Annotated in this window: 26 protein-coding genes and 2 pseudogenes; 7 read left to right on the top strand and 21 right to left on the bottom strand. The window is 30.1% G+C overall.

Going from position 1 to position 26,266, the window contains the following annotated elements:
• Positions 1 to 42: 42 nt before the first annotated feature.
• Both H518_RS0103045 and H518_RS0103040 read left to right on the top strand, forming a co-directional pair.
• On the top strand, positions 43 to 1,110 hold the full coding sequence (locus tag H518_RS0103045) for a methyltransferase (RefSeq protein ID WP_028887699.1): 1,068 nt from the start codon (positions 43 to 45) through the stop codon (positions 1,108 to 1,110).
• 90 nt (positions 1,111 to 1,200) lie between these two features.
• Complete coding sequence (locus H518_RS0103040; protein ID WP_028887698.1) at positions 1,201 to 1,818, top strand: 2OG-Fe(II) oxygenase; 618 nt, start codon at positions 1,201 to 1,203, stop codon at positions 1,816 to 1,818.
• A 284-nt stretch (positions 1,819 to 2,102) separates the two neighbouring features.
• Here the strand turns inward: H518_RS0103040 and H518_RS0103035 are convergent, their stop codons facing one another.
• The 18 genes from H518_RS0103035 to kynU form a co-directional block, all read right to left on the bottom strand.
• Positions 2,103 to 2,516: a hypothetical protein gene (locus H518_RS0103035; protein WP_155995139.1), complete on the bottom strand. Its 414-nt coding sequence runs from the start codon at positions 2,514 to 2,516 to the stop codon at positions 2,103 to 2,105.
• An 88-nt stretch (positions 2,517 to 2,604) separates the two neighbouring features.
• Positions 2,605 to 3,039, bottom strand: a complete 435-nt coding sequence (locus H518_RS0103030) for a hypothetical protein (RefSeq protein WP_155995137.1) — start codon at positions 3,037 to 3,039, stop codon at positions 2,605 to 2,607.
• 368 nt (positions 3,040 to 3,407) lie between these two features.
• Positions 3,408 to 4,508: a hypothetical protein gene (locus H518_RS19130; RefSeq protein WP_043706401.1), complete on the bottom strand. Its 1,101-nt coding sequence runs from the start codon at positions 4,506 to 4,508 to the stop codon at positions 3,408 to 3,410.
• An 84-nt stretch (positions 4,509 to 4,592) separates the two neighbouring features.
• Complete coding sequence (locus tag H518_RS0103020; protein WP_043706400.1) at positions 4,593 to 5,222, bottom strand: hypothetical protein; 630 nt, start codon at positions 5,220 to 5,222, stop codon at positions 4,593 to 4,595.
• Positions 5,223 to 5,269: 47 nt separating this feature from the next.
• Positions 5,270 to 6,355: an amidohydrolase family protein gene (locus tag H518_RS0103015; protein ID WP_028887694.1), complete on the bottom strand. Its 1,086-nt coding sequence runs from the start codon at positions 6,353 to 6,355 to the stop codon at positions 5,270 to 5,272.
• 138 nt (positions 6,356 to 6,493) lie between these two features.
• Entirely contained in the window at positions 6,494 to 7,024 is a 531-nt protein-coding gene (locus tag H518_RS0103010; RefSeq protein ID WP_028887693.1) for a 3-hydroxyanthranilate 3,4-dioxygenase, read from the bottom strand.
• Positions 7,025 to 7,210: 186 nt separating this feature from the next.
• Positions 7,211 to 7,780, bottom strand: coding sequence for a hypothetical protein (locus tag H518_RS0103005; protein WP_028887692.1), 570 nt, complete (start codon positions 7,778 to 7,780; stop codon positions 7,211 to 7,213).
• A 68-nt stretch (positions 7,781 to 7,848) separates the two neighbouring features.
• Positions 7,849 to 8,625 (bottom strand): SDR family oxidoreductase, encoded by a 777-nt coding sequence (locus H518_RS0103000; protein ID WP_028887691.1) that lies wholly within the window; start codon positions 8,623 to 8,625, stop codon positions 7,849 to 7,851.
• Between the two features lie 10 nt (positions 8,626 to 8,635).
• Positions 8,636 to 9,193 carry a cysteine hydrolase family protein gene (locus H518_RS0102995; protein ID WP_028887690.1) on the bottom strand — a complete coding sequence of 186 codons (558 nt, stop codon included), beginning with the start codon at positions 9,191 to 9,193 and terminating at the stop codon, positions 8,636 to 8,638.
• A 12-nt stretch (positions 9,194 to 9,205) separates the two neighbouring features.
• Positions 9,206 to 9,421, bottom strand: coding sequence for a DUF6500 family protein (locus H518_RS21015; protein WP_028887689.1), 216 nt, complete (start codon positions 9,419 to 9,421; stop codon positions 9,206 to 9,208).
• 97 nt (positions 9,422 to 9,518) lie between these two features.
• The gene (locus H518_RS0102985) at positions 9,519 to 10,961 is read right to left on the bottom strand and encodes an aldehyde dehydrogenase (RefSeq protein WP_028887688.1); all 1,443 of its coding nucleotides are present in this window, start codon (positions 10,959 to 10,961) and stop codon (positions 9,519 to 9,521) included.
• A gap of 1 nt (position 10,962) precedes the next feature.
• The gene (locus H518_RS0102980) at positions 10,963 to 11,616 is read right to left on the bottom strand and encodes a hypothetical protein (protein WP_028887687.1); all 654 of its coding nucleotides are present in this window, start codon (positions 11,614 to 11,616) and stop codon (positions 10,963 to 10,965) included.
• Positions 11,617 to 12,030: a RidA family protein gene (locus H518_RS0102975; RefSeq protein WP_028887686.1), complete on the bottom strand. Its 414-nt coding sequence runs from the start codon at positions 12,028 to 12,030 to the stop codon at positions 11,617 to 11,619.
• A gap of 49 nt (positions 12,031 to 12,079) precedes the next feature.
• Positions 12,080 to 12,601, bottom strand: a complete 522-nt coding sequence (locus H518_RS0102970; protein ID WP_028887685.1) for a DUF1697 domain-containing protein — start codon at positions 12,599 to 12,601, stop codon at positions 12,080 to 12,082.
• Between the two features lie 77 nt (positions 12,602 to 12,678).
• Positions 12,679 to 12,996 (bottom strand): GIY-YIG nuclease family protein, encoded by a 318-nt coding sequence (locus H518_RS0102965; RefSeq protein WP_028887684.1) that lies wholly within the window; start codon positions 12,994 to 12,996, stop codon positions 12,679 to 12,681.
• 135 nt (positions 12,997 to 13,131) lie between these two features.
• The gene (locus H518_RS0102960; RefSeq protein WP_028887683.1) at positions 13,132 to 14,526 is read right to left on the bottom strand and encodes an FAD-dependent oxidoreductase; all 1,395 of its coding nucleotides are present in this window, start codon (positions 14,524 to 14,526) and stop codon (positions 13,132 to 13,134) included.
• The gene (gene blaOXA / locus H518_RS0102955) at positions 14,519 to 15,346 is read right to left on the bottom strand and encodes a class D beta-lactamase (RefSeq protein ID WP_407635130.1); all 828 of its coding nucleotides are present in this window, start codon (positions 15,344 to 15,346) and stop codon (positions 14,519 to 14,521) included. The genes H518_RS0102960 and blaOXA overlap by 8 nt, the downstream gene beginning before the upstream one ends.
• Before the next feature lie 32 nt (positions 15,347 to 15,378).
• Positions 15,379 to 16,638, bottom strand: coding sequence for a kynureninase (gene kynU / locus H518_RS0102950; protein ID WP_028887681.1), 1,260 nt, complete (start codon positions 16,636 to 16,638; stop codon positions 15,379 to 15,381).
• A gap of 154 nt (positions 16,639 to 16,792) precedes the next feature.
• On the opposite strand from kynU, the gene H518_RS19125 reads away from it, so the two are divergent.
• Entirely contained in the window at positions 16,793 to 17,566 is a 774-nt protein-coding gene (locus H518_RS19125) for an IclR family transcriptional regulator (RefSeq protein WP_155995135.1), read from the top strand.
• Positions 17,567 to 17,616: 50 nt separating this feature from the next.
• Here H518_RS19125 and serA read toward each other — a convergent pair whose 3' ends face one another.
• Both serA and H518_RS0102935 read right to left on the bottom strand, forming a co-directional pair.
• Complete coding sequence (serA, locus tag H518_RS0102940) at positions 17,617 to 19,509, bottom strand: phosphoglycerate dehydrogenase (protein ID WP_028887680.1); 1,893 nt, start codon at positions 19,507 to 19,509, stop codon at positions 17,617 to 17,619.
• 213 nt (positions 19,510 to 19,722) lie between these two features.
• Positions 19,723 to 20,538 carry a membrane protein gene (locus tag H518_RS0102935; protein WP_028887679.1) on the bottom strand — a complete coding sequence of 272 codons (816 nt, stop codon included), beginning with the start codon at positions 20,536 to 20,538 and terminating at the stop codon, positions 19,723 to 19,725.
• A gap of 131 nt (positions 20,539 to 20,669) precedes the next feature.
• Here H518_RS0102935 and gcvP point away from each other — a divergent pair, with 131 nt between their 5' ends.
• Positions 20,670 to 23,498 carry an aminomethyl-transferring glycine dehydrogenase gene (gcvP, locus tag H518_RS0102930; protein ID WP_028887678.1) on the top strand — a complete coding sequence of 943 codons (2,829 nt, stop codon included), beginning with the start codon at positions 20,670 to 20,672 and terminating at the stop codon, positions 23,496 to 23,498.
• 71 nt (positions 23,499 to 23,569) lie between these two features.
• Here the strand turns inward: gcvP and H518_RS0102925 are convergent, their stop codons facing one another.
• Positions 23,570 to 24,355, bottom strand: coding sequence for a DUF2541 family protein (locus tag H518_RS0102925; RefSeq protein WP_155995133.1), 786 nt, complete (start codon positions 24,353 to 24,355; stop codon positions 23,570 to 23,572).
• Positions 24,356 to 24,757: 402 nt separating this feature from the next.
• Between H518_RS0102925 and H518_RS0102920 the strand changes: the two are divergent.
• From H518_RS0102920 to H518_RS0102915, 3 genes and pseudogenes are all read left to right on the top strand, one after another.
• Positions 24,758 to 25,170: pseudogene (locus tag H518_RS0102920) on the top strand (aminomethyl-transferring glycine dehydrogenase); the annotation flags it as partial.
• Between the two features lie 110 nt (positions 25,171 to 25,280).
• Positions 25,281 to 25,421, top strand: a pseudogene (locus H518_RS20735) (tyrosine-type recombinase/integrase); the annotation flags it as partial.
• Positions 25,422 to 25,479: 58 nt separating this feature from the next.
• Positions 25,480 to 26,229 (top strand): hypothetical protein, encoded by a 750-nt coding sequence (locus tag H518_RS0102915; protein ID WP_028887675.1) that lies wholly within the window; start codon positions 25,480 to 25,482, stop codon positions 26,227 to 26,229.
• The last annotated feature ends 37 nt before the right edge of the window (positions 26,230 to 26,266 follow it).

Below are 26,266 nucleotides of genomic sequence, written 5' to 3'. Positions count from 1 at the left end.
CCAGTAAAAAAAAGACAGGCTTATTATATAAAAAATCAATCTATGATTACAAGTATAGAAGTAAATAAACCAGAAGTCTTTGTGTCTGGAAATGAGTTAGCTTTATTTGATCGAACTACAGATATAAAACTTACAATTAATACATTAGAATCTGGAGTCCCTGTATTGATAACAGCGTTTTATAATAATGGATTAATACTTCTTAATGCGTTGAAAATACATCTAAAAAATAAATTCCCTAACAAATCTTTTCAGGAACAACGCGAGTATCGTTCAGTATATCAAAAATTATCAAATCTTATTTTAATAGAAATTATTGGTCATAAATTAGCGGTAAAAAAAGCCCCTTATATTGGTTGGTTAGAAAAGTTGTATCCAGAAACCAGTAATATGTTATTATCATTTCCGCAAATTCAAGGATTAAATAGTGCTTGGCAATGGTACAAAAATGGAATATCTATTCCTGTATTGCGAAATAAAATACATCCATATTACGGTACATATTTCCCAACTCGTTTTGATCATTTACTACTCTTCGACAATTGGTTGAAACGTTATATGGGGCCTAAAAAATCTGCAATAGATGTAGGTGTAGGTAGTGGCGTGCTTTCTTTTCAAATGATAAAACATGGTTTCCAGAAGATTTTTGGTACAGATACAAATCCTAATGCGATTGTTGGATTAACAGAGTTTATAGCAGATACGAAATTATCTAGAAAGATAGAATTAGATTTTGGACATCTTTTTAGCAAATGGGAAAAGCAGACTGAATTGATTGTTTTTAATCCTCCTTGGTTACCAGGGTCTCATAATTTAGATAGTAATGATAATGCCATTTATTACAATGACAATCTATTTCCTAATTTTTTTGAAGAAGCTAAAAAAAGACTATTACCTGAAGGAAAACTTGTTATTATATTTTCAAATTTAGCTCAAATTACTAATGTAACAAATGAACATCCCATAGAAAAAGAACTAGTAGAAGGCGGGAGATTTCAATTAGAAAAATGTTTAAAAAAAACAGTGAAAGTTGCTTCTAAAAAAACAAAAAGAGATCAACATTGGCGTGATTATGAAGAAGTAGAGCTTTGGGTGCTGACTAATATGTAATTTACATTTTCAAAATAACTACGCGCAATCTTAAGGTTTTGATCTACAGATAAATTAATATAAAATCAGAGGTTTCTTAAAAAAGCAGATATGGGAAAAAATGATATTCAAGAGGAAAATCAATTTGAAAAGTTAATTCAAGGACTCATTAATGAAAAACATGGTAGTTGTAATGATTTTTTATCTCCTATAACTATGGCAGCATTAAGGGAAAACATGGTAATTCTGAATGATTCTGGAAAAATGATAGCTGCAGGTATTGGAAATAAATTGAATTTTCATAAAAACGATTCCATTAGAAAAGATAAAGTTAATTGGATTTCGGAACAAAGTATAAATAAACACGAAAAGGTTTATTTGAACAAAATATGGAGGTTTATTGATTATTTAAATAAAACATGTTTTACTTCAATAAGGAATTTTGAAAGTCATTATTCAAGTTATGAAAAGGGAAGTTTTTATAGAAAGCATATAGACCAGTTTAAAAGCGAAAAAGGTAGGGAGTACTCTATAGTTTTGTACTTAAATCAGAATTGGAAGGATGAAGACGACGGTCAATTATCTTTATATCCTTTAAATAGAGAACAAATAAATATTTCACCACTAGAAGGTCGTCTGGTGTTCTTTAGAAGTGATGAAATGGAGCATGAAGTGCATTCTTCCTCAACTCGCGAAAGAAGAAGTATAGCAGGGTGGTTAAAAAAATAAGACCTCAGAGAATCCTGTATTTGTTTTTTTTAAAGATAGCCCTCCGAATATTAAAGTTACAAAAATAGGTTTTTAGACAGTCTGACGTCTCGGCTATGGTTAGTACGGGATTAATAAGCGATTATTTTCGGTTTAACCACAAGCCAAATCTTTTGTATTTTGTTTTAATTTTTCTCTTTTAAGACCAAATCAAAAGATTTGGCGACTTTGCAAATAGACAATAACCTTTGAATTAAACACTAATCGCCCTATTTGCTATATATAGTGTTGTGTAGAGTTTTAACTTATAAATTTTTAAATGTAGAAGTTGATACAAGCTCTCCGCTCTCATACAATTCGATTATCATTTCATTTACATTACCTTCAAAAATATTAGATATAAGTTTACTTTCTTTTTCAGGCATTCCTTTCCTAGTAAAACTTGAACCTGTATATAATTCAAAACATTTTTTTGTGTTATCAGTATGTCCATAAATAACCGTTTCTGTTTCAAATTCAGTTCCGTCATTTAGTTTGTTTTTAAATTTTAATAGGTAAGAACTATAACCAATTTCTTTTTCAAGACAAAGGTTTATCCGATTATTCATACCAGCTTTATTTCCGAGAATTTTCAACGTTTCAACTTTATGATTCTTTGAACAAGAAGTAATCAATAATAAAAATAATATTGCTAAAATTTCTTTTATAATTTTTGTCATATCCATTTTTTTGTAATTCTACACAACGTTTCGGCTAAGCTGCGTTTTAATGCAGTTTAGGTTGTGTTAGCAAATGTTTTTTTTCATTTCAAGGTATTGTTATCATTCCAGTAAATAAATATTTCCCGTCAGATTTATCAAACATATAAATCATACTTGACGATTCGCTTCCAAATAATTTTTTGAAACTATAACTTATTCTAATAATAGAATCTGTTTTATAATTTGAATATTTCATTCCTCCTATAAGTTCAGGGTTATACAATTTTCCAATATGATTTTTAAATATCAGTTCACTCGCTTGTAATTTTTCATTCTCCGATGGAATGCAATCAACACATATAATTGAGTCTTTTGAATTGCTAACTAAATATACTAAATCTTTTTTCTCAATTCCTGTTTTGAATTTTTCCCAAATTGTACTTTTTTCGGTCAAATTATTAGATCGCCGCTTACAAGAAAACACTAGGAATATAAATATTATTAGAATTGAAAAATTGTAATTTACTGTTCTTATTTTCATTTGGAGTTCTTTCGACTAATATTTGCTAACAATTAAATAAGAGTACCTTTTACAATAAAAGGTGCTCTTATTTCTGTTTTATAGACACTAATATATTTAATCTAAAGGACTTTTAATTGTTTTTAAATTGTTAATTGCAACATGCATATAAAATTCTGTAGTTTTACTGCTATAATGTACTAATAATACCTGCGCTAAACAGAGTCTCCGACTTTGAGTTATCATTATTTACACTACTTTTCTTAAGATCTTTTACTATTTATTTTTACTCCCCATTGTTAACCGAACAGAACACTTTTCCCTAAGTCAGGAAACTTTGCAGTGCGTAAAAACTTATTCAATTGCTAGAAAGGTTAAATAACTTGGAATTATCGATTAAATTCATCTAACAAAGCTTTATCGATAAATATATGTTCTGGTAAAACTCGTAAACGATACTTACTTTCTCCAATAAATGTAATTAAATCTTTTCGTTCTAATCGATCGTTTTCTTTTAACTGAAGTATTGAGTTTATATTATCAACTATTCTAGTTAAATAGGTTTGGCTTTTTATTTCTCCTCCAGAGTTTACAACAATTGATTGTTTTGAAGCTTCAGAAAACTTCCTTTTACATGCAAAGTTTAATAAGTTTTTATATTGCGTTGTTTTCGATCCAAAATCAACTTTCTGATCATAAATTCCTTTAGAAGGTACACTTAACTGTATTAAAGACCAGTCTAAAAACTTAATTCTAATTTCATTAGGTTTTGGTGTGTTTGCTAATTGAATTACCCAACTTGTTGCTAAAACTAAGAACACCGACACCAAAGAAGTTTTTGCTACAATCCGAATCATATGGTTTGCAAAGTCGTTATCTAAACCAATAAACACATCGTACAATTGCGATAAGAATAATAAGAATATTGCAATTACAGATATAATAGCCACCAATTTTAAATCTCTGTGCATAAAAGTCCTAAAAAATGAAACAGCCATTAAATAACATAAAAAAGTAGTTAATAACACATCAGGAACTGCTGCTATTTTTACGCCAAAAAACACTTCATTTCCAACAAACAAAGATAAAAACACCGTTAATGATGCTACTATAAGTATAATAACCCCAATAATCTTTACGTTTTTTTCATTCTGATAAATAAATTTTGGTGCATCATAAACATAATATAAAGCTAATAACCAAAACAAATTATTTATTGTAGATAATGTGTTTACTCCTATTTGATAAGCACTTATTTCTGTAAAATTAAAATAACCTGCAATATATGCCCAAACACCAGAAACAACCCACACTAACATCCCAAAACTAAAGTATAGTAAACCTTTATCTACTCGCTTACTACTGCTACCTTCTTCTAATACTTGTTTAAATCGCTTTCTAATATTATAATAGATAGCAAGTAATAATATAGCTCCAATAAAAGAAATACAGATGTGTAATAAATTATGAAATTGGGTTATTTCGTTCATTTTACATCAAAATTTATATGTTTTTTCATTATAGCTAACGAACATACTATATTATTTTTAAAAAATTAAAATAGTACCCTAAATTTATAATACTCGCTTTGATAAATTCTCAAACAAAAAAATGGTAGCTGCAAAAAACCATAACATAAACCAGTAATAAGGAAATACAGAAAAAAACTGAATATACATACCAAGAATAGCAAATAGAACACCTATAATTCCTGTTAGTTTTAAAAGTATAAAACCAATACCTTTCATTTTGGGCATTATAAAAACCAACATAAAAGATGCTACCATTGGAAGCCAAAAACTTATATCTCTTACAATTGAATGTATAAATAAAACACCCTCAACATTTTTATTATTTCCTATTAATAATGAAAAACTTATTGAGTTTTCAGTAATATCTAATAAAGCTCCCAAAAAACTCAATCCAAAGCAAACATCTATTAAATTTGTCTTTAATGATTTAAAATGCAAAAAAATTCCAATCCAAGATCCTATCCATGAAAAAATAAATACGGTATCTAAAGCATAATTAATCCCTATTGATTTAATTAAACTTTCTTTCTCTAAACCAGAAATACTCACATTATTCAATAACACATCATTCAACGAATACTCTGTTAAAGGCCATGTATAATTCATAATCAACAACAAGGTAAACGCCAATAAAGACGCTATACCTGTATTTAAATACATGTTTTTATTCATTGCTTAAAATGCTAGTAATATTGATGAAAGTATGTTTTACAGCTATTTTAGCCTAAAATCTTTGATATTAAGTCTTGTTTTGCTTTTTCATCATCACCAAATAACCAGCGTAAGGTGTTATCTTCCCAAATCTCATCATACTGTTTCTGATTAATAAGATCTCTATCGATTGCTAAATCTAATAATTTCCCAGGATATGAAGATTGTGCATCACTTTCCATTTCTCCTAACGGATATGGATCGTCTAACCCCATAATTATTTGATTAGATCCTTGGCGATCTATCATTAACTTTAAAGAATCTGTATCATGAACCAATGTATCAAAAAAGATATTTGGATGCCCTACTGCTTTCCTTGGATGCGTTTTCCCTTCAAACAAATCTGGTCTTCCGTCAAATCCTTGAATACGACGCCCCAAGTTCATTTGAGCTAATTGCCCTCCATGTGCAAAACAGGTTCTAATATTCGGAAAACGTTCTTGCATTCCGTTTAAAGTATAAAAATGATAGGCGTCACCACATTGTGCTAACATCCATATTAAATGAAAACGCCAATTGGTATTTTCTAACTTAATCATCTTATCACCATCGTACGGATGAATTTCAATTGCTAATTTATATTTATTTGCTAATTCGAAAATAGGATCATTTTCTTTATCAAAAACACAACGCCACTGCCCTATCGAATCCATAAAATGTGTTGGCAAACACAATACTTTCAATCCTAATTCTTCTACACAACGCTCTATTTCATATAATGCTCCATAAATAAAACCAGGATGCACCACAAAACCACAAGTAAATTTACCTGGATGATCGTGCTGTACCTTTGCATTAAAATCATTTTGAAAACGCAATGCTTTTTTCATTTCTTCTAAACGCAACCCGTTTCCATACAACTGAGAAAGGTTTAAAACTACGGCATGGTCTAACTTGTTTTTCTCCATCCAAAGTAACTTTTCATCTAAAAAGAAACTCGAATCTGTAACAGGTCGCTTCCATCCTTTTTGCAACATATGTTTTCGCTCATCATCTACCCAAAATATTTCTTTTTCCTTCATAAAACTAGGAATTTGCTCTGGGTATGGTAATAAATGTGAATGTCCGTTTATACGTAGTTTGCGTTTTTCCATTTTAATCTTATCATTGCAAGGCTTTAACCATGGCAATTTTTTAATTTATTAGAGATTACTTCGTCATTATTCCTCGTAATGACGTTAATTTTTTAAACTGCTAATTCTAGATTAACAGTCATATAGTAATGACAATACTTATTTAATTTTCATAGGTGCTTGCATTACAGTTCCGCAATTAGAACAAGTACATTTCTTAGTATCTGAATAATAGGTGTCAAAAATAATAGGCATATCCGTTTCAATATTATCTAAAGCAAACTCCTCTCTATACAATTGATTTCCACAATTCTCACAATACCATTCTAATGCATCTAACATTCCTTCATCTCGTGGATATTCAATTACCAACCCAACTGTATTTGCTTTTCGTTCTGGCGAATGCGGTATTTTACCTGGTAATAAATAAATATCTCCTTCGTTAATTTCCACATCAATCATTTCACCTTTATCATCAATAATTTTTAAAACCATATCTCCCTCTACCTGATAAAAAAACTCTGGTGTTTCGTTGTAATGGTAGTCTTTTCTATTATTTGGACCTCCAACAACCATTACAATATACTCACCATTATCCCACACTTGCTTATTACCAACTGGCGGTTTTAATAAATGACGGTTTTCATCAATCCATTTTTTAAAATTTAAAGGCTGTACTAGTTTACTCATTTTAAAAGTTTTTTATTAACTAAAAATAGTGCACATTAAAAAAGTACATGCACCATCGTTTCTTCAGTTTTCAACTTGTAAAAGCAATCTTTAAATTGCTTAATTTCAATTTAAGGATTGCTTTAATGTATTTGGTATAAAAAGGTTTTAAACAACCTTTTTAAGACATAATCGTTACTATTATAATTAACAGATTATAGCTCTACTCTTTTTTCTACTACTTTTTAAAATAATAGTATTGTTTAATTTGTTCTTATAAGAAAAAACACTTTCTTTTCCTTTTTTAGCTTCTTCAACTTTTACAGGAAAAGCAAATTCTGCTACATCATAGTCAAAACCATTAGCATTCATATTAATACTATAGTTTTCAATTAGCATATTAAACTCATCAGCTAATTTTTCTTCTAAAATATAATGTTTACTTGTTGTTTCTCCTTCTACAAGTAAAGCTAATTCATTACTCTTAAATCCTAAAAGCGATTTTTTTTGTACAGGAATTGCATAGCATTTACTATTTAATTTAATTGCTTCATTTAAATTACAGATATAGCCTTCTTCATTAAGACTAATCATTAAATTTTGATGTGCTTTTGCAAAACTAGAAGGTAAATCATTTAATGAAATACATCCTTGACTCATTACTTTGTTTAAACTAGACAAAGTATTCGTATTCGTGTTTCCTAAAGTTGATGTTGGAAACATTGATAATGCTCCAGCCCCCATAGCTGAAGATAAAATAAATTTTCTACGATTCATCTTTATATTATTTAGTAGGTTAATATTATTTATAAAGTTAATACATTTATTTATGTATAACCAATTAATTACAAACTCTTAGTTCTTCCCCCGTCAACAGGAACATTAATCCCATTAATAAAGCTTGCACTTTCACTTGCTAAAAAAACCACTGCATTAGCAATCTCTTCTGGTTTTGCAAAACGTTTTGCTGGCGAAGCATTCATCATATTTGTTGAAACCTCATCTACAGAAAGTCCCGTTTTAGCAGCCTTATTGTTTATAATTTCTTTTAACCTTTCTGTTCCTGTAGCTCCTGGTAATACATTGTTTACTGTAATGTTAAACTGACCTAGTTCATTTGCTAATGTTTTAGACCAACTTGCAACTGCTCCACGAATCGTATTAGAAACTCCAAGACCATCTAAAGGTTGTTTTACCGAAGTAGAAATTACATTAATAACTCTACCAAATCCTGCTTCTTTCATAAACGGAACAACTGCTTGTACCAAAACATGGTTACATTTTAAATGCTGTGTAAAAGCGCGTTCAAACTCATCTATTTCGGCATTAAAAATAGGACCTCCCGCAGGACCTCCTGTATTATTAATTAGAATATGAAAGTTTAATTTTGATGCTTCAATTTTTTCTTTTAGTTCCTTCGGATTCGAAAAATCAGCAACGATATAACTATGATTTTGATTGTTATTTGGTAATGCTACTAAAACTTTTTTAAGCTTTTCTTCATTACGAGCAATCAACGTTACATTTACACCTTCTGATGCTAAACCAAATGCTGATGCTTTTCCTATTCCTTGTGTACTACCGCAAACTAAGGCGTTTTTATTTTGTATATTTAAATTCATTTATTTCAATTTAAAACATTGATATTACTTCTTCTGTATTAATAACTGTAGCAAATTCTTTATGCAAATTTGCAAGTGTAGTTTGATGTATTATTTCAGCAGGAAAAACTTCTCCATTAACTCCTACTCTATCAAAAGTTGCTGTTGCATCTGAAATTAAATACACATCATATCCGTAATTACCTGCCATTCTTGTAGAAGTGGATACGCAATGGTTTGTTGTTAATCCTACAATGACTAGCTTTTTAATTTCTTGATTATCCAATCTTTCTTTTAAATCGGTACCAATAAATGCACTATTAACATTCTTTTTTATAACAGGCTCTCCGTCTATTGGCTTTACTAAATCTTTTATTTCATACCCTTTATTTGATTCATGCAATTTAGATGCAGGGTCTTGAGAACTATGAACAATATGAAAAACAGGTTGTTTAAGGGCTCTCCAAATATCTAGTATTTTCTTACAATTCTGTTCCGCTTTTTTATTATTTCTATTCCCTCCCCAGTGCTCTTCTTCATCAAATCCTTTTTGAATATCAATTAATATTAATCCTATATTGTTTGTCATAATTTTATATCATTAACTATTCTGAATCATTGCTTTAATCTTTACTGCTTTTTCAAAATGATCTAATTGATGAGTTTCAATCCACCATTTTGCGACTTCCATTAACAGCTTTGGATTGTCATTTTTATTCTTGAAAAATGCATAAAAAGACAAACCTACATTATCTCCTTTTTTTGCAATCTTCTCGTTACAAACTTCAATAATTTTTTGTTGTATTTCTTTATTCATCATTTTTATTTAGTTCTCGATACAATTTTTCGTTCTTCAAAATCACTCGAACTGACATTATTTATTCACTATGTATTAAAACGCAAAACTAATTTTTTTAATATTTAATACAAATATTTTTAGGTTCGGTAAAAAAGCGCAATGCTTCAAAACCTCCTTCGCGCCCTACACCACTTTCTTTTTGTCCTCCAAACGGAGTTCTTAAATCTCTTAATAACCATGTATTTACCCAAACAATTCCTGCATGAACTTGTTTTGATATTTGCATAGTTCTGTTTAGATTATTTGTCCAAAGTGTTGCTGACAATCCGTATTTTACATCATTTGCTAATGCTAATGCTTCTTCATCAGTTTTAAAAGGCATAATTGTAACAACAGGTCCAAAAATCTCTTCTTGATTCAATCGACATTTATTATCCGTTACTTCAATTATTGTAGGTTGTAAATAATATCCGTTTTCACTGTTGGTAACAGTCACAGTTTCGCCTCCAAAAAGAATCTTACCTCCTTCTTCCTCAGCTATATCAATATATGATTTTACTTTTTCTAAATGCTGTTTAGATACTAAAGCTCCAATATTTGTATCGCTATTTGCTGGATTCCCTACTTTTAATTCAGATACTTTTTGAACGAAATCTTTTTTAAATCGTTCATATATTTTTTCTTCCACAAAAATTCTACTTCCGCATAAACAAATCTGACCTTGATTTGCAAATGAAGATCTAACTGTGGTTGCTAACATTTTATCGTAATCGCAATCTGCAAAAATTAAATTCGGATTCTTTCCTCCTAACTCTAAAGATAATTTCTTAAACATTGGCGCTGCTACTCGTGCAATATGTGCTCCAGTTGTTGTTCCTCCAGTAAATGAAATTGCTTTAATATTCGGATGTGCTACAATTGCTTGTCCTGTTGAACCTCCTAAACCGTGGACAATATTTAAAACTCCTTTTGGTAAACCTGCCTCATTACAGATTTCTCCTAATAAATATGCTGTCATTGGTGTTACTTCACTTGGTTTTGCTACCACACAGTTTCCTGCTGCAATTGCCGGAGCAATTTTCCATGTAAATAAATACAGCGGTAAATTCCATGGAGAAATACAACCTACCACACCAATTGGTTGTCGCAAAGTGAAATTCATCGCATTTAAACCAATACTTTCATGCGCTTCTGATGAGAACTGCGTAATAGCATTTGCAAAAAACTGAAAATTACTTGCTGCTCTTGGTATATCAATCTGTTTAGCTAAACTAATTGGCTTTCCGTTGTCTTTAGATTCTGCTTCTGCTAAAAAAGATAATTTCTCTTTTATTAATTCCGCAATCTTCGATAATATTTTACTTCTTTGGTCTAAGGTTGTTTCTGACCACTGCCTAAAGGCAGATTTGGCAGAATTATATGCCAACTCAACATCTTCTTTTGTTGAGTTTGGTATTTGACCATACACTTCTCCTATTGAAGGATTGTAATTATCAATGTAATTTCCATTTATTGGATTTACAAATTCGCCGTCTATGTAGTTTTTTATATTATTCATTTTATAAAGGTGTACAAACAGAAATTAAAAGAATTTTTTTATTTAAAAGCTCTTCTCGTAATTGATTATAGTAACCGTAATACTTATCTCCATTTTCGATTTCTATATTACTTAAACTCTTAATTTTATTACTTAAATTTCCTTTAATCTTCTTTTTTATCCTATTTAAATCATCAACTTTCAAAGTACTACTTACTATTAAATCAGAACAAATTTCATTAAAATTAGTTTCTCCTTCATAAAACACATATTTATAATTTATTTTATTACAATTTATTACTTTAAACTCTTTATTAGTTAGCATTATTAATCTATCTCCAACGGGAAAAACTAAAGTTTCTAATACTCTTATTTCACCTAATTCTTTTAATTCAAAACTTAAATTAGAATCGATTAGAGCAAAGTCATAATTTTTATTAAGATTAATTGTAACTATCTCTTTAAAAATCTTAATATCTCGATTAGGAATTGTCTTTTTTAAATACTCATAAAAACTTCCTGCTTCATCAAACTTATCATAGCTATAATGATAAAAATATCCTTTAACTTCTTTTCCTTTTACCTCGGCCTTTATATAAAAACGATAAGCGTATCCAGCATCAGCAAAAGTTTTAATTGATGAAAAAAAGATAACTAAAAACAACATTTTCTTCATCTAACTCTTTTTATAAGCCACTACTTTAATTTCTATCAATAAATGTGGATGTGGTAATTGATGTACCGCCACTGTTGTACGTGTTGGTCCCGTAAAATCAAAATACTCTGCATAAACTTGGTTATATCCTCCAAAGTCATTCATATTTACTAAAAAGGAAGACACATCTACAATATCTTCTAAATCAGCACCTACTTCTTGCAAAATACTTCTGATGTTTTCAATAACAGCTTTTGTTTGCTTTTTAATATCCAAATTTGTTGTTCCTAATTCATCTACCTCAACCCCTTCAAAACTATTATCAGGTCTACGTGAACTCGTACCAGAAACATAAATAAAATCACCAACTTGTTTAACGTGTGGAAACTTACCTCTTGGCACTGCTTTTCCTTTAATTACTTTACTTGTATTCATTCTATTTATTTTAATCTTTCTTTATGAAAAAGGTGTTTCGATTTTAAAACTATAATTTTACCAACTCTAATAACTTTAAAGTTGTTTTATAATTTCTTGTTGTTGCTATTAGATTTAATTTTTTCTCTATTGTATTGTTTGTCAATTTTGTTTTTCCGAAACCTGATGGGCAGTTTAAATAAACTACATCACCCGTTATTTTATATTGATCTTCTTTAATTCCTTTTATTTCAATTTCAGTTTCACTTGTTGTTTTATCTAAAAAAGTAAAAGCAACTATTTTTTCATTCTCTATTGAAAAAGGGTATTTATCAATTACCGCTGTCCATTCTTGTGGTGTTCTTACTAGCACAGGAATATCATAACCAAATTTATCAGCAATTCCTTTATTTACTTTTTTACAAACCTCAACTTTTGTTTTATCTGAACTTAAAATAATATTACCACTCTGAATATAGGTTTCAACATTTTTAAAACCTAAATTATTTAATAATTCACGTAGCTCAACCATCGGAAGTTTATTTTTTCCCGACACATTAATTCCGCGTAATAAAACAATGTATGTTTTCATATTTTCTTCTGTCTGTTCGAGCGCAGTTGAGAACTATTTAGTTTATTAACCTCTCGACTGCGCTCGAGGTGACAATTCTATTCTTTAGGTTTATATTTATGATGCGTAGCGTTTCTACATTCTGATAATATTGTTAACATATCAAAATCCCCTTTTGACAATGCCCACTTCTTTTTGCTACTCCATTTCTTTATTTTCTTCTCAAAATAAATAGCTTGTTCAATATCGTTAAAAACTTGACTAAATATAAGTTTTAATGGTCTTCTTTTAAATGTAAAACAGTTTTTATTCAATCCTTTTTCATGCTCTAAAAATCTTCTTTCTACATTATTTGTTACTCCAGTATATAATAGATCATCTGAACATTTTAATATATAAACAAAATACGTTTTCATCTCTCTTTGTCTGGTCGAGCGCAGTCGAGACCTCTTTTTTCTCTTAATATTAAAAACCTCTAATTAAACTACGTTTACTACTTTCAATTAAAATACATTTTAATTTCAGTAATGCTCGAGGTGACATTTTAATTATTACATCCCTGCAATTTTATCCTCTTCTAAAATTTCGTTTGTTTCTTCCTGTACTTTTTTAAGCACTTCTTTTAAATCAGTAATTGCATCTAAATCATGATGCGCAACCATATTTAATAACGCTTTATCTTGTGCTCTTCCTTTTTTCATTGCTTCAGCATACGGAATATTTTCATTGAAAGTTACCATCGAGTATTTTGAAAAATATGCCGAAGGAAAATTCTCTTCCAAAGTCATTTCTAACTTTCTTTTTTCTTTAAAAATCTGATTTGCAACATGATCTTTCATCTCATGAAAATTATCAATTGCTAAATCTGCAATAGCATCTGTATCTTCTTTTCTTACCTTCTCGTACCTTTTAAAAACTGTTTCCCAATCTTCTAAATTTTCATTTAAAATCTCATCAAAAACAGTTATATCTTCAAACGAAGCATTCATTCCTTGTCCGTAAAACGGAACAATAGCGTGTGACGCATCTCCCATTAAAATGGTTTTGTTTTGATAATGCCATGGCGAACACTTTACAGTACCTAATGCTCCTGTTGGATTATTTAAAAACTCATTTTTTATACTCGGAATTAACGCTAAAGCATCCGGAAATTGTGTTTCAAAAAATGAAGTTATCTTTTCTTCAGATGTTAAATTATTAAAGTTGTATTCTCCTTCATCATAACTTAAAAATAAGGTTACGGTAAAGCTTCCATCCATATTTGGTAATGCTATTAACATATACTCGCCACGAGGCCAAATATGTAAATGCTCTTTACTTATTTGATGGTTTCCTAAGGCATCTGCAGGAATTTCTAGCTCTTTATAGCCGTGTGATAAATAATTTTGTGAGTAACTAAATAAGAATTTTCTTTCTAAGTAGTAACTTTTTCTCAATATCGAACCAGCGCCATCTGTTCCGAAAATTACATCCGCATTTATAGAAAACTCTTCTTTGGTTTTATAATCTTTAAAATGTGCAATGGTATTTTCTATGTCTACCGAACTACACTTCTTATTAAAATGAATAGTTACATTCTCATGTTTTTCTGCTTCAGTTAACAAAATACCATTTAAATCGCCACGAGAAATTGAGTTTATGTATTCTCCTTCTCTTCCTGAATAATTAGAAGCGAAAGTGTTTCCTACACTATCATGAATTAAACGACCATACATCGGAATACATATTTCACGTGCTTTTTCTTCTACACCACATAAACGTAAGGCTTTAAATCCACGGTCAGACAGTGCTAAGTTTATTGATCTTCCTGCCGAAATATCAGTAGTTCTTAAATCGGGTCTACTTTCATATACGGCAACTTTATATCCTCTTTGTGCTAATCGTAAAGCTAATAAACTTCCACATAAACCAGCTCCGATAATTAATATGTTATCTTTTTTATTCATTTATTATTTTTAGTTCCTTTAAAGCCAAAATTGTTGTTTTTTGCCTCATAGGAGTAAATTCACTTCTTGTCATTTTATCGACTGGAGTAATTCTTGTAGCAAAATAAAATACATTTTTATTAACTTCTACATATCCTACAAACCAACCTATCTCTTTTCCTTCTCTAATAGCTAATCCTGTTTTACCACTAAAAACATACGCATCATTAACGTCAACTTTCATAATGTTCTTAACGATTTCTGTTGTTCTTTTTGATATTGATAATTTATCCTGATAAAATCGAGTTAAAAAATCTATCTGCTCAAAAGGAGTTATTTTTGACTTTCCTAAAAGCCAAAAATCATCGATGTTTTCAGCATTAACATCCATATTTCCAAATTGGAATTTATCAAGATACTTATTCATTTCCTTTTCTCCTGTTTTCCTTGCTAATTCTTGATAACATGGTACACATGATCTTTGAAATGCTTCTTTTAATACCAAATCTTTTTCCCACATAGAAAAAGCTCTTGGTTTTCCATTCCATTTAAAAACAGATGTCTCCCCCTTTATTCTTTGTGTTTCTAAACCTATAATTGAATTAGGTATTTTAAATGTTGATGCAGGGATATAACCTTTTCGTGCACTAGTAAAATTATTTGAATAATATTTATCCTCTTTACTGTTATAAATAAGAATTACCCCATTAACTTTAGCTGAATCTAAAATAACTTGTATTTCCTTACTTGTAATAATTTCACTTTTTCTTACTTCTTTTTTCACCTTACTGGAACAAGATGTAAGTATCAAGACAAACAACAATAATATGTAAACTTTAATTTTCATTTTTTATATACTAAGTCTTCTTTGTTTTATAACAATCCTTTTAAAACTGAAACCATTTTATACACATCTTCAAAACTAGTATACATTGGCACTGGTGCGCAACGAATAACATCTGGCTCTCTCCAATCGGTAATAATATTATTTTCTGTTAGTTTTTTATGCAAGCTTTTATCTGCGTTCTTTACTTGAATAGATAATTGACAACCTCTTTCTTTTGGATTAGACGGTGTAATAATCTTAATACTATCAGAACCTATTTGATTGATTAAGAACTCGAAATACCCTGTTAGCTTTTCTGATTTTTCTCGTAAAGCTTCCATTCCTACCTCAGCAAACATATCTAAAGAAGCTTTAATAGCTGCCATAGATAATATTGGTGGGTTACTTAATTGCCAACCTTCTGCCCCTGCCATTACATCGAACGGTTGACGCATATTAAATCGCGTTTCTTTATTATGATTCCACCAACCAGAAAAACGTGGTAACTCTTTATTATGTGCATGTTTTTCATGCACAAACAATCCTCCTAAACTACCTGGGCCTGAATTTAAATATTTATAAGTACACCAAGCTGCAAAATCTACTCCTGAATCGTGTAATTCTGGTGATATATTACCTGCTCCGTGTGCCAAATCAATCCCTACAAAACATTCTTTTGAATGTCCTATTTCAGCAATACGTTTTAAATCTAAATATTGACCGGTATAATAATTAACACCACCTATCAATAGCAATGCTATTTCATCTCCTTGCTCAGCAACAATCGCCTCTAAATCTTCAATATTTAATAATTCTTCTCCTGCTCTTGGTTTCCATTCAATCAATCCATCTGCTACATCAAACCCATGGAATTTTAATTGAGATTGTACGGCATATCTATCTGAAGGAAATGCATCAGATTCTATTACAATTTTATATTTCTTTTTTGTTGGTTGATAAAAAGACACCATTAACAAATGTAAGTTGGTTGTTAGAGTATTCATCACCACAACTTCTAGCGGTTTTGCTCCTACAATTTTCGCCATACTCTCCGTTAAAAACTCATGGTAAGGCAACCAGGGTGTGTTTCCTTCAAAATGCCCTTCTACTCCGTAATTAGCCCAATCATCTAATTCTTGTTGAATGTATTTTTGAGTATTTTTAGGTTGTAACCCAAGCGAATTACCTGTAAAATACAACCATTCATTACCTTCTTTATCTTTTGGTATATGAAATTGATTGCGCAAGTGCGCTAATTTATCTTCTTTATCTTGTTGTTGTGCGTAATCGAGTGTTGCTTTGTACATGCTTCTTTTTATTTCAAAAAAACCTTTCTTTTTAAACACTAAAGATACTTGATTTATAAACAAATCAAAAAACAAAAGTGTTTCACTAAATGAAACGGTGTTTTATAAATTTACACTTTTTTATTATATTAGCAAAAATGATTTTCAAAAAATAATGATTGACAACAAAAATTTAAACCAATCAATTATAAAAGCGTTTACCGTTTTAGATGCTTTTACAAATGATAAAAAAGAATGGGGTGTTCGTGAGTTAGCTAATAAAACAGGCTACAATAAAAGCACTACCTATAGATTATTAAGCACCTTGGTTTCTTTAAATGTTATACATCAGAATGAAAATGAAAAATATTGTTTAGGTAGTAAACTTTTTGAACTAGGTAATCGTGTTTCTTTATACCAATCTTTAATTACAGCCACTAATTCACCTATAAAGAGTGTCGCTTTAGAAATACAAGAAACAGTACTTCTTGGAATTTTAAAAGAAGAGAAAGTTTTTTACGTAAATAAAGCAGATAGCTTACAGGGTTTAAAAATAAGCACCTCTATTGGTTCTTATCAACCAATTCATGCAACTGCTTCAGGAAAATTATTATTAGCTTTTTCTTCTATTGAAAAGCAAGAAAATTATCTAAAAAACAACTCTTTAACTAAATACACGCAAAAAACAATTACCAAAAAACTCGAATTAAAAGAAAAATTAAATAGCATAAGAGATCAAGGTTATTCTTTAGATTTAGAAGAGTTTGAATTAGGTTTAATATGTATAGCTATTCCTATTTTTAATAAAAAAGGAAATGCGATTGCCTGCATAAGTGCTTCTGGCCCTTCTAGTCGCTTTAAATTAGAAAACGTACAAGGTTACATTTCTATTTTACAAAAAGGAGCTACTTTAATTGAAACTTCATTACAAGATTTTAATTCTTTATAAAAAAAGCCTTGTAAAATTTACAAGGCTTTCTCTACATAATTGTTTTATTTTTAATACAATACTCTAAATTTAATAGTACCGTCAATTTCACGAAGTTTTGTAATCACTTCTTGATTGTACTCCTTATCAATATCTGTTATTACATATCCTACTTTAGAATCTGTAGATAAATATTGTCCTGTAATATTAAGTGTGTATTTTGCTAATACTTTATTAATCTCTGCCATTACACCAGGAACATTCTTGTGTATATGTAAAAACCTGTGTGCATTTGTATGACGAGGTAATCTTATATTCGGAAAGTTTACTGCATCTACCGTATTACCTGAATTAATATATGCCATTATTTTCCCTGGTACAAAATCTGCAATATCTCTTTGCGCCTCTTCTGTGCTTCCACCAACATGAGGTGTTAAAATAACATTATCTAACCCTTTTAACTGTGTAATAAAGTCTCCATTTTTTCTTGGTTCTTCTGGATATACATCTACTGCTGCACCAGCTAATTTACCTGACTTTAATGCTTCAACCAAAGCCTCAATTTCTACCACAAATCCCCTAGAAAGATTCACTAAATGTGCCCCGTCTTTCATTTGAGCTATTTCTTCTTTACCTATGTAGTTTTTATTTGCTGAATTATCATCTATATGCAAGGTAACAACATCAGAAATATTTAATAATTCTTTTAATGTATTAATTCTTGTTGCGTTTCCTAAAGCTAACTTATCTTCAACATCATAATAATACACATCCATCCCTAAAGCCTCAGCTAAAACAGATAATTGTTTTCCGATGTTACCATAACCAACAATACCTAATTTTTTACCTCTAACTTCTCTCGACCCTTGTGCTGTTTTATTCCATTCACCATTGTGTAACTCCGTACTACGTTGAAATACACTTCGCATTAGCATAATAATTTCTCCGATAGCTAATTCAACTACAGAACGCGTATTACTATAAGGTGCGTTAAAAACTACCACTCCATTTTCTTTACAAGAATCTAAATCAATTTGTTTAGTACCTATACAGAATGCTGAAACAACCATTAATTTTTCTGCTGCTTCAATCACCTTTTTAGTCACCTGAGTTTTAGATCGAATACCTAAAACATGTACATCTTTAATCTTTTCAATTAATTCGTCTTCTGATAAACTTTTTGATACTGTTTCAACAGCAAAACCATCTGCTGTTAATTTTGTAAAAGCATCAGCATGTACGTTTTCTAATAATAATATTTTAATTCTGTTTTTTGGGTATGATATATTTCTTGGCAAATCGTTTAGGTATAAAAATTCATCTAAATTAGGTGTAACATGGTCGGCATTGGCAATTGTTTTCTCCCTGGACACATTTTCTGTATACGCAAAAAAGGTATCAGCAACACCTGCTTTTTTTGTTACAGCATCACTGTAACCATCACCAATTACTTGTATTTCTCCTTCTAAATTTAAGTTCTGTAAACATTCTATTTTACCATTATGTTTTGATAATGAATTCTCTTCATCAAAACCAACAATAACACCTTCGTTATTAAATTCAAAAGTATTTGCAAATACTCTTTCCGAAGGAATATTATACTCAGCAACAATCGGATCTATAAATTCTTTGAATCCTGCTGAAATCACATAAATATCGTCAGAAAAATCTTCAAAAAACTCTCTATTGCCTTGTATAGATCGTGATACTTTTTGTTTTAATTCTTTAATTAATAAAGGTAAATCTGCTTCTTTAGCTTTTAATAATTTAATGCGTTTTTCTAAGGATTCTGGAAAGGATATTTCCCCATCGATCCCTTGGTTTGTAATATTTACAATTTCTTTAATAATTTCATCCTTTTTCGGATTTCCCGCTAAGGTGATTTCTGCTAAAACATCTAATGCTTCTACCTTTGTTAAGGTACTGTCGAAATCGAAAACGAAACTTCGTTTTACTAAATTCATGTTAGATTTAATCTTTTGTGTTGTTGTTGTTGTTGTTGTTGTTTTGTTAAGCAAACGAAAATACAATTGTTTTTATAAAAACTTACTATTAATGTTTTTTTGTTACGAAATTTAAACAATTGTAAATCTGACACTTCTTATAATAACTAGACTATAATCAGCATAAAAACTATTTTAACAACCAACTATTTTACGAAATTCAAAAACTATTATTTACACTATTATTAATAATAAAGCCCACCATATAATTGGCATCGATTCAACCAAAAATGAGCTATAATATTTTGACTTTTCTTCTGAAGATTTCATTAATAAAATTAAGGTAATAACTATAAAAAGTAAAAACACCGCTATAAACTCATCATTCGATTTTATAACAAGTTCTAGTAGTAAACAAAAGGCTAACAACGAATAGCCTAATTTTTTTGTTTTTTTAATTCCTATTTTTTTTGGAATTGTTTGTAGTAAAACCGCATCGTACTGTACATCTCTAATATCAAAAGGAAGTATTAAAACAACTACTAACAAAAAACGCTGTAAAGTTATTAGATACAATGATTTTGTGAAAATTATTTCGGAATATAAAGCTGGTAGAAATACTGTAATTCCTGCCCAAACAATAGCCACAATTACTATTTTTAAATACCCAACGCTTCTTAAATTTTTTTGAAACCCACTAAGAAAAGGAATTGCATATAAAAAAGTAAGTAATCCTAATGGGGCAAGAAATAATAATATTTTTACACTTAACTTACTCATATAAAAGCACATTAAAAGAAAACAAACTAAAGAGAAAATTTGAATTATTTTTAGATGTGTTGTTAAACTTCTGTGATGCAATTTTGCAACGCCCGCATATTTCACAAAATTATAGGCTGTAATGGTTGCATAAAAAACGAAATAACCTAAAGATTCACTGCCTGTTACCCCTAAATAAAACTCGGTTATTTTAACAAAATAAAATACAGCTAATGCTACGTGAATACTAGCATTTATATAAAAATCAATTATTATTTTAAAGAGTTTCATTACACAAAAATAGTTTTTATGTTTATAACCTATCCTTTTGGTTAATAAAATATCTGTTTTAAAGCAAAAATATACCATATAGAATGATACAATTTTATTATTTTTGGACGACTTAAAAACAACAACAGACAATGAACACTAATTCATTTCAACTAAGACATATTGGTCCTCGTAAAAAAGACCATCAACAAATGTTTACTACTATTGGTGTAGATAGTTTAGACCAATTAATTTTTGAAACTGTTCCTGATGATATTCGTTTAGATTCAGCATTAGATTTAGCTCCTGCAATGAGTGAATATGAGTATTTAAATCATATTACCGAATTAGGTGCAAAAAACAGTGTTTTTAAAACTTATATTGGTTTAGGGTATCACGAGGCAATTGTGCCTAGTGTTATTCAAAGAAACATATTAGAAAACCCGGGATGGTATACAGCATATACACCATACCAGGCTGAAATTGCTCAAGGGCGTTTAGAGGCTTTATTAAATTACCAAACAATGGTTTGTGATTTAACTGGAATGGAGTTAGCTAATGCTTCTTTATTAGATGAAGGTACTGCTGCAGCTGAAGCAATGGCTTTATTATTTGATGTTCGTGAGCGTGCTCAGAAAAAAGCAGGTGTAAATAAATTCTTTATTTCTGAAGATATTTTACCACAAACATTATCAATTTTACAAACTCGTGCTATTCCTATCGGAATTGAGTTAGTTATTGGAAACCATGAAAAATTTGATTTTTCTGAAGAGTTTTTTGGTGCTATCGTTCAATATCCAGGAAAGCATGGTTTAGTTTATGATTATACTGAGTTTGTTGCTAACTGTAATGCAAAAAACATAAAAGTAGCTGTTGCGGCTGATATTTTATCATTAGTAAAATTAAAGGCTCCGGGTGAATTTGGTGCCGATGTAGTTGTAGGAACTACACAACGTTTCGGAATTCCGTTAGGTTATGGTGGGCCTCATGCTGGTTATTTTGCAACTAAAGAAGCTTACAAACGTAGTCTTCCTGGTCGTGTAATTGGTGTTACTAAAGATGTTGATGGTGGTCGTGCTTTACGTATGGCTTTACAAACTCGTGAACAACACATTAAACGTGAAAAAGCAACTTCTAATATTTGTACTGCACAGGTTTTATTAGCTGTTATGGCAGGTATGTATGCTGTGTACCACGGTAAAGATGGTTTACAATATATTGCTGATAGGGTTCATTCATCAACAAATACGTTAGCTACTGCTTTAGAGACTTTAGGTTTCAAGCAAAAAAATGCTGCTTATTTTGATACTATATTAATTGAGGTTGAAGCTAAAAAGTTACGTACTGTTGCCGAGAAAAACGGAATTAACTTTAATTATATTGATGATAACCATGTTTCTATTTCAGTAAACGAAACTGTTAGCTTAAAAGAAATTAATGCTATTGTTGATTGTTTTGAACAAGCTTTTAATGTTCAAGACATTACTGTTACCGAATTTACATCATCAGATGTAATTCCTGCAAATATTCAAAGAAATACTTCTTTCTTAGATAACGAAATATTTAATACGTATCAATCAGAATCTGAAATGATGCGTTATATTAAAAAATTAGAGCGTAAAGATTTATCATTAAATCATTCAATGATTTCTTTAGGTTCTTGTACTATGAAGCTAAATGCTGCTTCAGAGATGCTACCATTAAGTAATCCTCAATGGGGAAATATTCACCCTTTTGTACCAATTGATCAAGCTCAAGGATACCAAGAGGTTTTAACTAACTTAGAAAACCAACTAAACGTAGTTACCGGTTTTGCTGGTACTTCTTTACAACCAAATTCTGGTGCGCAAGGAGAATTTGCTGGTTTAATGGTTATTCGTGCTTATCATAAATCAAACGATGATGCTCACAGAAACATTTGTTTAATTCCTGCTTCTGCTCACGGAACAAATCCTGCTTCAGCAGTTATGGCTGGTATGAAGGTAGTTGTTACCAAAACTGATGAGAGAGGAAATATTGATGTTGAAGATTTACGTGCAAAGGCTGAAAAGCATAAAGATAATTTAGCTGCTTTAATGGTAACGTATCCATCTACACACGGTGTTTACGAAAAAGCAATTAAAGAAATTACCCAAATTATTCATGATAATGGTGGTCAGGTTTATATGGACGGTGCAAACATGAATGCACAAGTAGGTTTAACAAATCCTGCAACTATTGGTGCAGATGTTTGTCACTTAAACTTACACAAAACATTTGCCATTCCTCACGGAGGTGGTGGCCCTGGTGTTGGACCAATTTGTGTTGCTCCTCAACTAGTACCTTTTTTACCTACCAATCCTTTAATAAAAACTGGCGGAGAAAATGCAATTACAGCTATTTCTGCAGCGCCTTGGGGTTCTGCTTTAGCTTGTTTAATTTCTTACGGTTACATAACAATGTTAGGTGCTAACGGATTAACAGACTCTACTAAGTTAGCTATTTTAAATGCTAACTATATTAAAGAGCGTTTAAATGGTCATTACGACACATTATATTCTGGTGAAATGAATCGTGCTGCGCATGAAATGATTTTAGATTGTCGTTCTTTTAAACAAAACGGAATTGAAGTTGTTGATATCGCTAAGCGTTTAATGGATTATGGTTTTCATGCACCTACAGTTTCTTTTCCTGTTGCTGGTACCATTATGGTAGAGCCTACAGAATCTGAAAATGTTGCTGAGTTAGATCGTTTTTGTGATGCAATGATTTCTATTAGAAAGGAAATTGCTGAAGCAACTAAAGAGAACACCAACAATCCTTTAAAAAATGCACCGCATACACAAGGTATGTTAACTGCCGATGAATGGTCTTTACCATACACTCGTAAGCAAGCTGCTTTTCCTTTAGAGTATATTGCTGATAATAAATTTTGGCCTTCAGTACGTCGTGTTGATGATGCTTTTGGAGTTGAAATGGGGTTTAAAAAACTCTCTTTATAAAACGAAAAACTCACCTATTTGGTGAGTTTTTTTGTTATGTACTAAAATTCTAATTTATTAGAAATATTTCTTTATTTACCTATAAGCGCAACAATAGGAACTTTATTAATCCAACTTCCTTTTTTATACCAAAAAATAACTTTTTTAACAATTCTTTTATTTCCTTTAAGATCTATTGCTCTTGATTCCTGTCCTTTAGAAAAACGATTCTTTAACCAAACATCTTGTTTGCTACCGTCACCAAAATGTACAATCATTTTTTTCATTTCTAACGAAGAATTTCTTACTTTAATTTTAAGGTGTGTAAACATACCTTTACTAGCAGTAACTCTTACTTCATCTCTATCTACACTTCTTTTTACTGTTGTAATACCTAACAACTTCCATTTTCCTACAAGCTTAGCTGGATTATTATTACTCGATTTATTTTGACCTATAAGCGCAACAATAGGAGCTTTATTGCTCCAGTTTCCTTTTTTATACAAAAAAACAACTTTTTTAATGAGTCGTTTATCCCCTTTCAAATCTATTTCTCTTGACTCCTGTCCTTTAGAAAAACGATTCTTTAACCAAACATCTTGCGTACTACCATTTCCAAAATAAACTACCATTTTCTTCATTTCTAAAGAAGCATTTCTCACCTTAATTTTAAGGTGTGTAAACATACCTTTACTACTAGTAACTTTTACTTCATCTCTATCTAAACTCCCTTTTACTGTTGTGATACCTAATAATATCCATTTATCATTTTTTTTAGAAGTATCTTCTATAGAACTCGCTAAAAGAGAAAATGATTTACAAAATAAGAGAATTGTTACTAATATTATTGCCTTAAAAATCGTTTTGTTATTCATCATTTTATTTATTAAATTAATTTATTAAAAATCTATTAGTTAAATCCCTACCACACCAATAACACCTATATATCAAAGCATTACTTCTTATTCATGGTACAAACATACAGTAAGGGACTAATCTAAATTATTATTTATAAGTGAAGCGTCTAAATTGAGATGTGAAGTATTCTAAAATAATAGTCAACTAAAATTCCTATTGTTTAATAGTAAAATAAGGTGGTGAAAAAAAAAAAATCAGAAATTAAACACCCTTAAATAACGACTAACTATTACACGTGATAACTTTTTAGGATATCCTGTTTCGAAAGATCTTGATTATTCCTCCTTAAATGAGTTTTTTCAATTTCCTACCAATAATTTAAGTTACCCCTTTAAAAAAGGAACTTATCGTATACAATCACACAAAACGGAATTGAAGTTCTTGATATCGCTAAGCGTTTAATGGATTATGATTTTCATGCGCCTACAGTTTTTTTCCTGTTGCTGGTACCATTATGGTAGAGCCTACAGAATCTGAAAATGTTGCTGAGTTAGATCGTTTTTGTGATGCAATGATTTCTATTAGAAAAGAAATTGCTGAAGCAACTAAAGAGAACACTAACAATCCTTTAAAAAATGCACCGCATACACAAGGTATGTTAACTACCGATGAATGGTCTTTACCATACACTCGTAATCAAGCTGTTTTTCCTTTAGAGTATATTGCTGATAATAAATTTTGGCCTTCAGTACGTCGTGTTGATGATGCTTTTGGAGATCGTAATTTAATTTGTTCTTGTAATCCTATTGAAGATTATATAGATGATGAAGTTTAAAAAACTCTCTTTATAAAAACAAAAAGCTCACCTATTTGGTGAGCTTTTTGTTTTTATAATACTCTTGAATAATACTACTTTAATTAGTCTGAAATTATAAAAAAGTAACTCCTCATATGTTACGCCATTCTTTTGCTACCTATCTTTTAGAAAATGACATTAATCTGCTCTATATTCAAAACTTACTCGGACACAGTACACATGTTGCTTCTCACAACTTTGAATTAATTAAAAATCCCTTAGATTTGTAAAAAACATAATGGAAATATATGTACCAGTACATATATCCCGTTGTTGTAAATCATTAGAATGAAAAAAATATTACTCATATTAATTTCCATCTCTTTCATTGCTTGTAATCAATCCAAAAAAAAGCAACCTGATGAAAAAAAAATAGTAAAATCGAACAATTCTGAGGAAACAAAGTTTAATAAAACTATAGAGTGCAATTATATTAACTTTTTTAAAGACTTGGGGAATACTAAAATAGATACTCTTAGAATCGAACGAAGATTAATAGACCCAATTGATGATTCAATCTCATTTAAAGCTTCTATATTCGATTTTGTAACAAAAGGAAACAAGGTTTTTAAAAAATCTAAAACACATAGAAGATGTGACGGGAAATTTATTGATGTCGAATATTATCAGGAATTCACAAACCGAATAGAATTAGCATCATACAAAAAATATAATGACAGATTTTTTACTACTAAAAACAGAGTGAATTTTTGGTGGGCAAATTCGGATGGACATTTAATAATTCCTATAAATAATGCAGACCCAAAAACTTTTAAGCCTTTTGAAAATATTTGTGGTGGTACTGATATGAAAGGTGTTTATTACGGATGCCCAAATTTTGGTGTTTATAAATTGGATATACCTGTGTCTTCAAAATTTGAATTTATACCTAAAAAAGATAACTATTGGAATTCCCCAAAACACTATGTAATTGTTGACAACAAAGTATATGACATAAAACGAAATTTAAAGAAAGGTTATTTTTGCGAGTTAGATATGGCAATATCAGCCGAGGAAATTAAAAAAAATAAAAGCTAAAAAAACGGTTTACAACAATGGCTATAATTAATACGGG

Source organism: Tenacibaculum ovolyticum DSM 18103, assembly GCF_000430545.1.
In the GTDB taxonomy this organism is placed as follows: Bacteria; Bacteroidota; Bacteroidia; order Flavobacteriales; family Flavobacteriaceae; genus Polaribacter; species Polaribacter ovolyticus.
This window is presented reverse-complemented; position numbering and strand designations above follow the sequence as displayed.

Excerpts from the sequence above, each read along its gene's own strand:
- H518_RS0103045 (WP_028887699.1), top strand. The coding sequence starts at position 43 with ATGATTACAAGTATAGAAGTAAATAAACCAGAAGTCTTTGTGTCTGGA.
- H518_RS0103040 (WP_028887698.1), top strand. The coding sequence starts at position 1,201 with ATGGGAAAAAATGATATTCAAGAGGAAAATCAATTTGAAAAGTTAATT.
- H518_RS0103035 (WP_155995139.1), bottom strand. The coding sequence starts at position 2,516 with ATGACAAAAATTATAAAAGAAATTTTAGCAATATTATTTTTATTATTG.
- H518_RS0103030 (WP_155995137.1), bottom strand. The coding sequence starts at position 3,039 with ATGAAAATAAGAACAGTAAATTACAATTTTTCAATTCTAATAATATTT.
- H518_RS19130 (WP_043706401.1), bottom strand. The coding sequence starts at position 4,508 with ATGAACGAAATAACCCAATTTCATAATTTATTACACATCTGTATTTCT.
- H518_RS0103020 (WP_043706400.1), bottom strand. The coding sequence starts at position 5,222 with ATGAATAAAAACATGTATTTAAATACAGGTATAGCGTCTTTATTGGCG.
- H518_RS0103015 (WP_028887694.1), bottom strand. The coding sequence starts at position 6,355 with ATGGAAAAACGCAAACTACGTATAAACGGACATTCACATTTATTACCA.
- H518_RS0103010 (WP_028887693.1), bottom strand. The coding sequence starts at position 7,024 with ATGAGTAAACTAGTACAGCCTTTAAATTTTAAAAAATGGATTGATGAA.
- H518_RS0103005 (WP_028887692.1), bottom strand. The coding sequence starts at position 7,780 with ATGAATCGTAGAAAATTTATTTTATCTTCAGCTATGGGGGCTGGAGCA.
- H518_RS0103000 (WP_028887691.1), bottom strand. The coding sequence starts at position 8,625 with ATGAATTTAAATATACAAAATAAAAACGCCTTAGTTTGCGGTAGTACA.
- H518_RS0102995 (WP_028887690.1), bottom strand. The coding sequence starts at position 9,193 with ATGACAAACAATATAGGATTAATATTAATTGATATTCAAAAAGGATTT.
- H518_RS21015 (WP_028887689.1), bottom strand. The coding sequence starts at position 9,421 with ATGAATAAAGAAATACAACAAAAAATTATTGAAGTTTGTAACGAGAAG.
- H518_RS0102985 (WP_028887688.1), bottom strand. The coding sequence starts at position 10,961 with ATGAATAATATAAAAAACTACATAGACGGCGAATTTGTAAATCCAATA.
- H518_RS0102980 (WP_028887687.1), bottom strand. The coding sequence starts at position 11,616 with ATGAAGAAAATGTTGTTTTTAGTTATCTTTTTTTCATCAATTAAAACT.
- H518_RS0102975 (WP_028887686.1), bottom strand. The coding sequence starts at position 12,030 with ATGAATACAAGTAAAGTAATTAAAGGAAAAGCAGTGCCAAGAGGTAAG.
- H518_RS0102970 (WP_028887685.1), bottom strand. The coding sequence starts at position 12,601 with ATGAAAACATACATTGTTTTATTACGCGGAATTAATGTGTCGGGAAAA.
- H518_RS0102965 (WP_028887684.1), bottom strand. The coding sequence starts at position 12,996 with ATGAAAACGTATTTTGTTTATATATTAAAATGTTCAGATGATCTATTA.
- H518_RS0102960 (WP_028887683.1), bottom strand. The coding sequence starts at position 14,526 with ATGAATAAAAAAGATAACATATTAATTATCGGAGCTGGTTTATGTGGA.
- kynU (WP_028887681.1), bottom strand. The coding sequence starts at position 16,638 with ATGTACAAAGCAACACTCGATTACGCACAACAACAAGATAAAGAAGAT.
- H518_RS19125 (WP_155995135.1), top strand. The coding sequence starts at position 16,793 with ATGATTGACAACAAAAATTTAAACCAATCAATTATAAAAGCGTTTACC.
- serA (WP_028887680.1), bottom strand. The coding sequence starts at position 19,509 with ATGAATTTAGTAAAACGAAGTTTCGTTTTCGATTTCGACAGTACCTTA.
- H518_RS0102935 (WP_028887679.1), bottom strand. The coding sequence starts at position 20,538 with ATGAAACTCTTTAAAATAATAATTGATTTTTATATAAATGCTAGTATT.
- gcvP (WP_028887678.1), top strand. The coding sequence starts at position 20,670 with ATGAACACTAATTCATTTCAACTAAGACATATTGGTCCTCGTAAAAAA.
- H518_RS0102925 (WP_155995133.1), bottom strand. The coding sequence starts at position 24,355 with ATGATGAATAACAAAACGATTTTTAAGGCAATAATATTAGTAACAATT.
- H518_RS0102915 (WP_028887675.1), top strand. The coding sequence starts at position 25,480 with ATGAAAAAAATATTACTCATATTAATTTCCATCTCTTTCATTGCTTGT.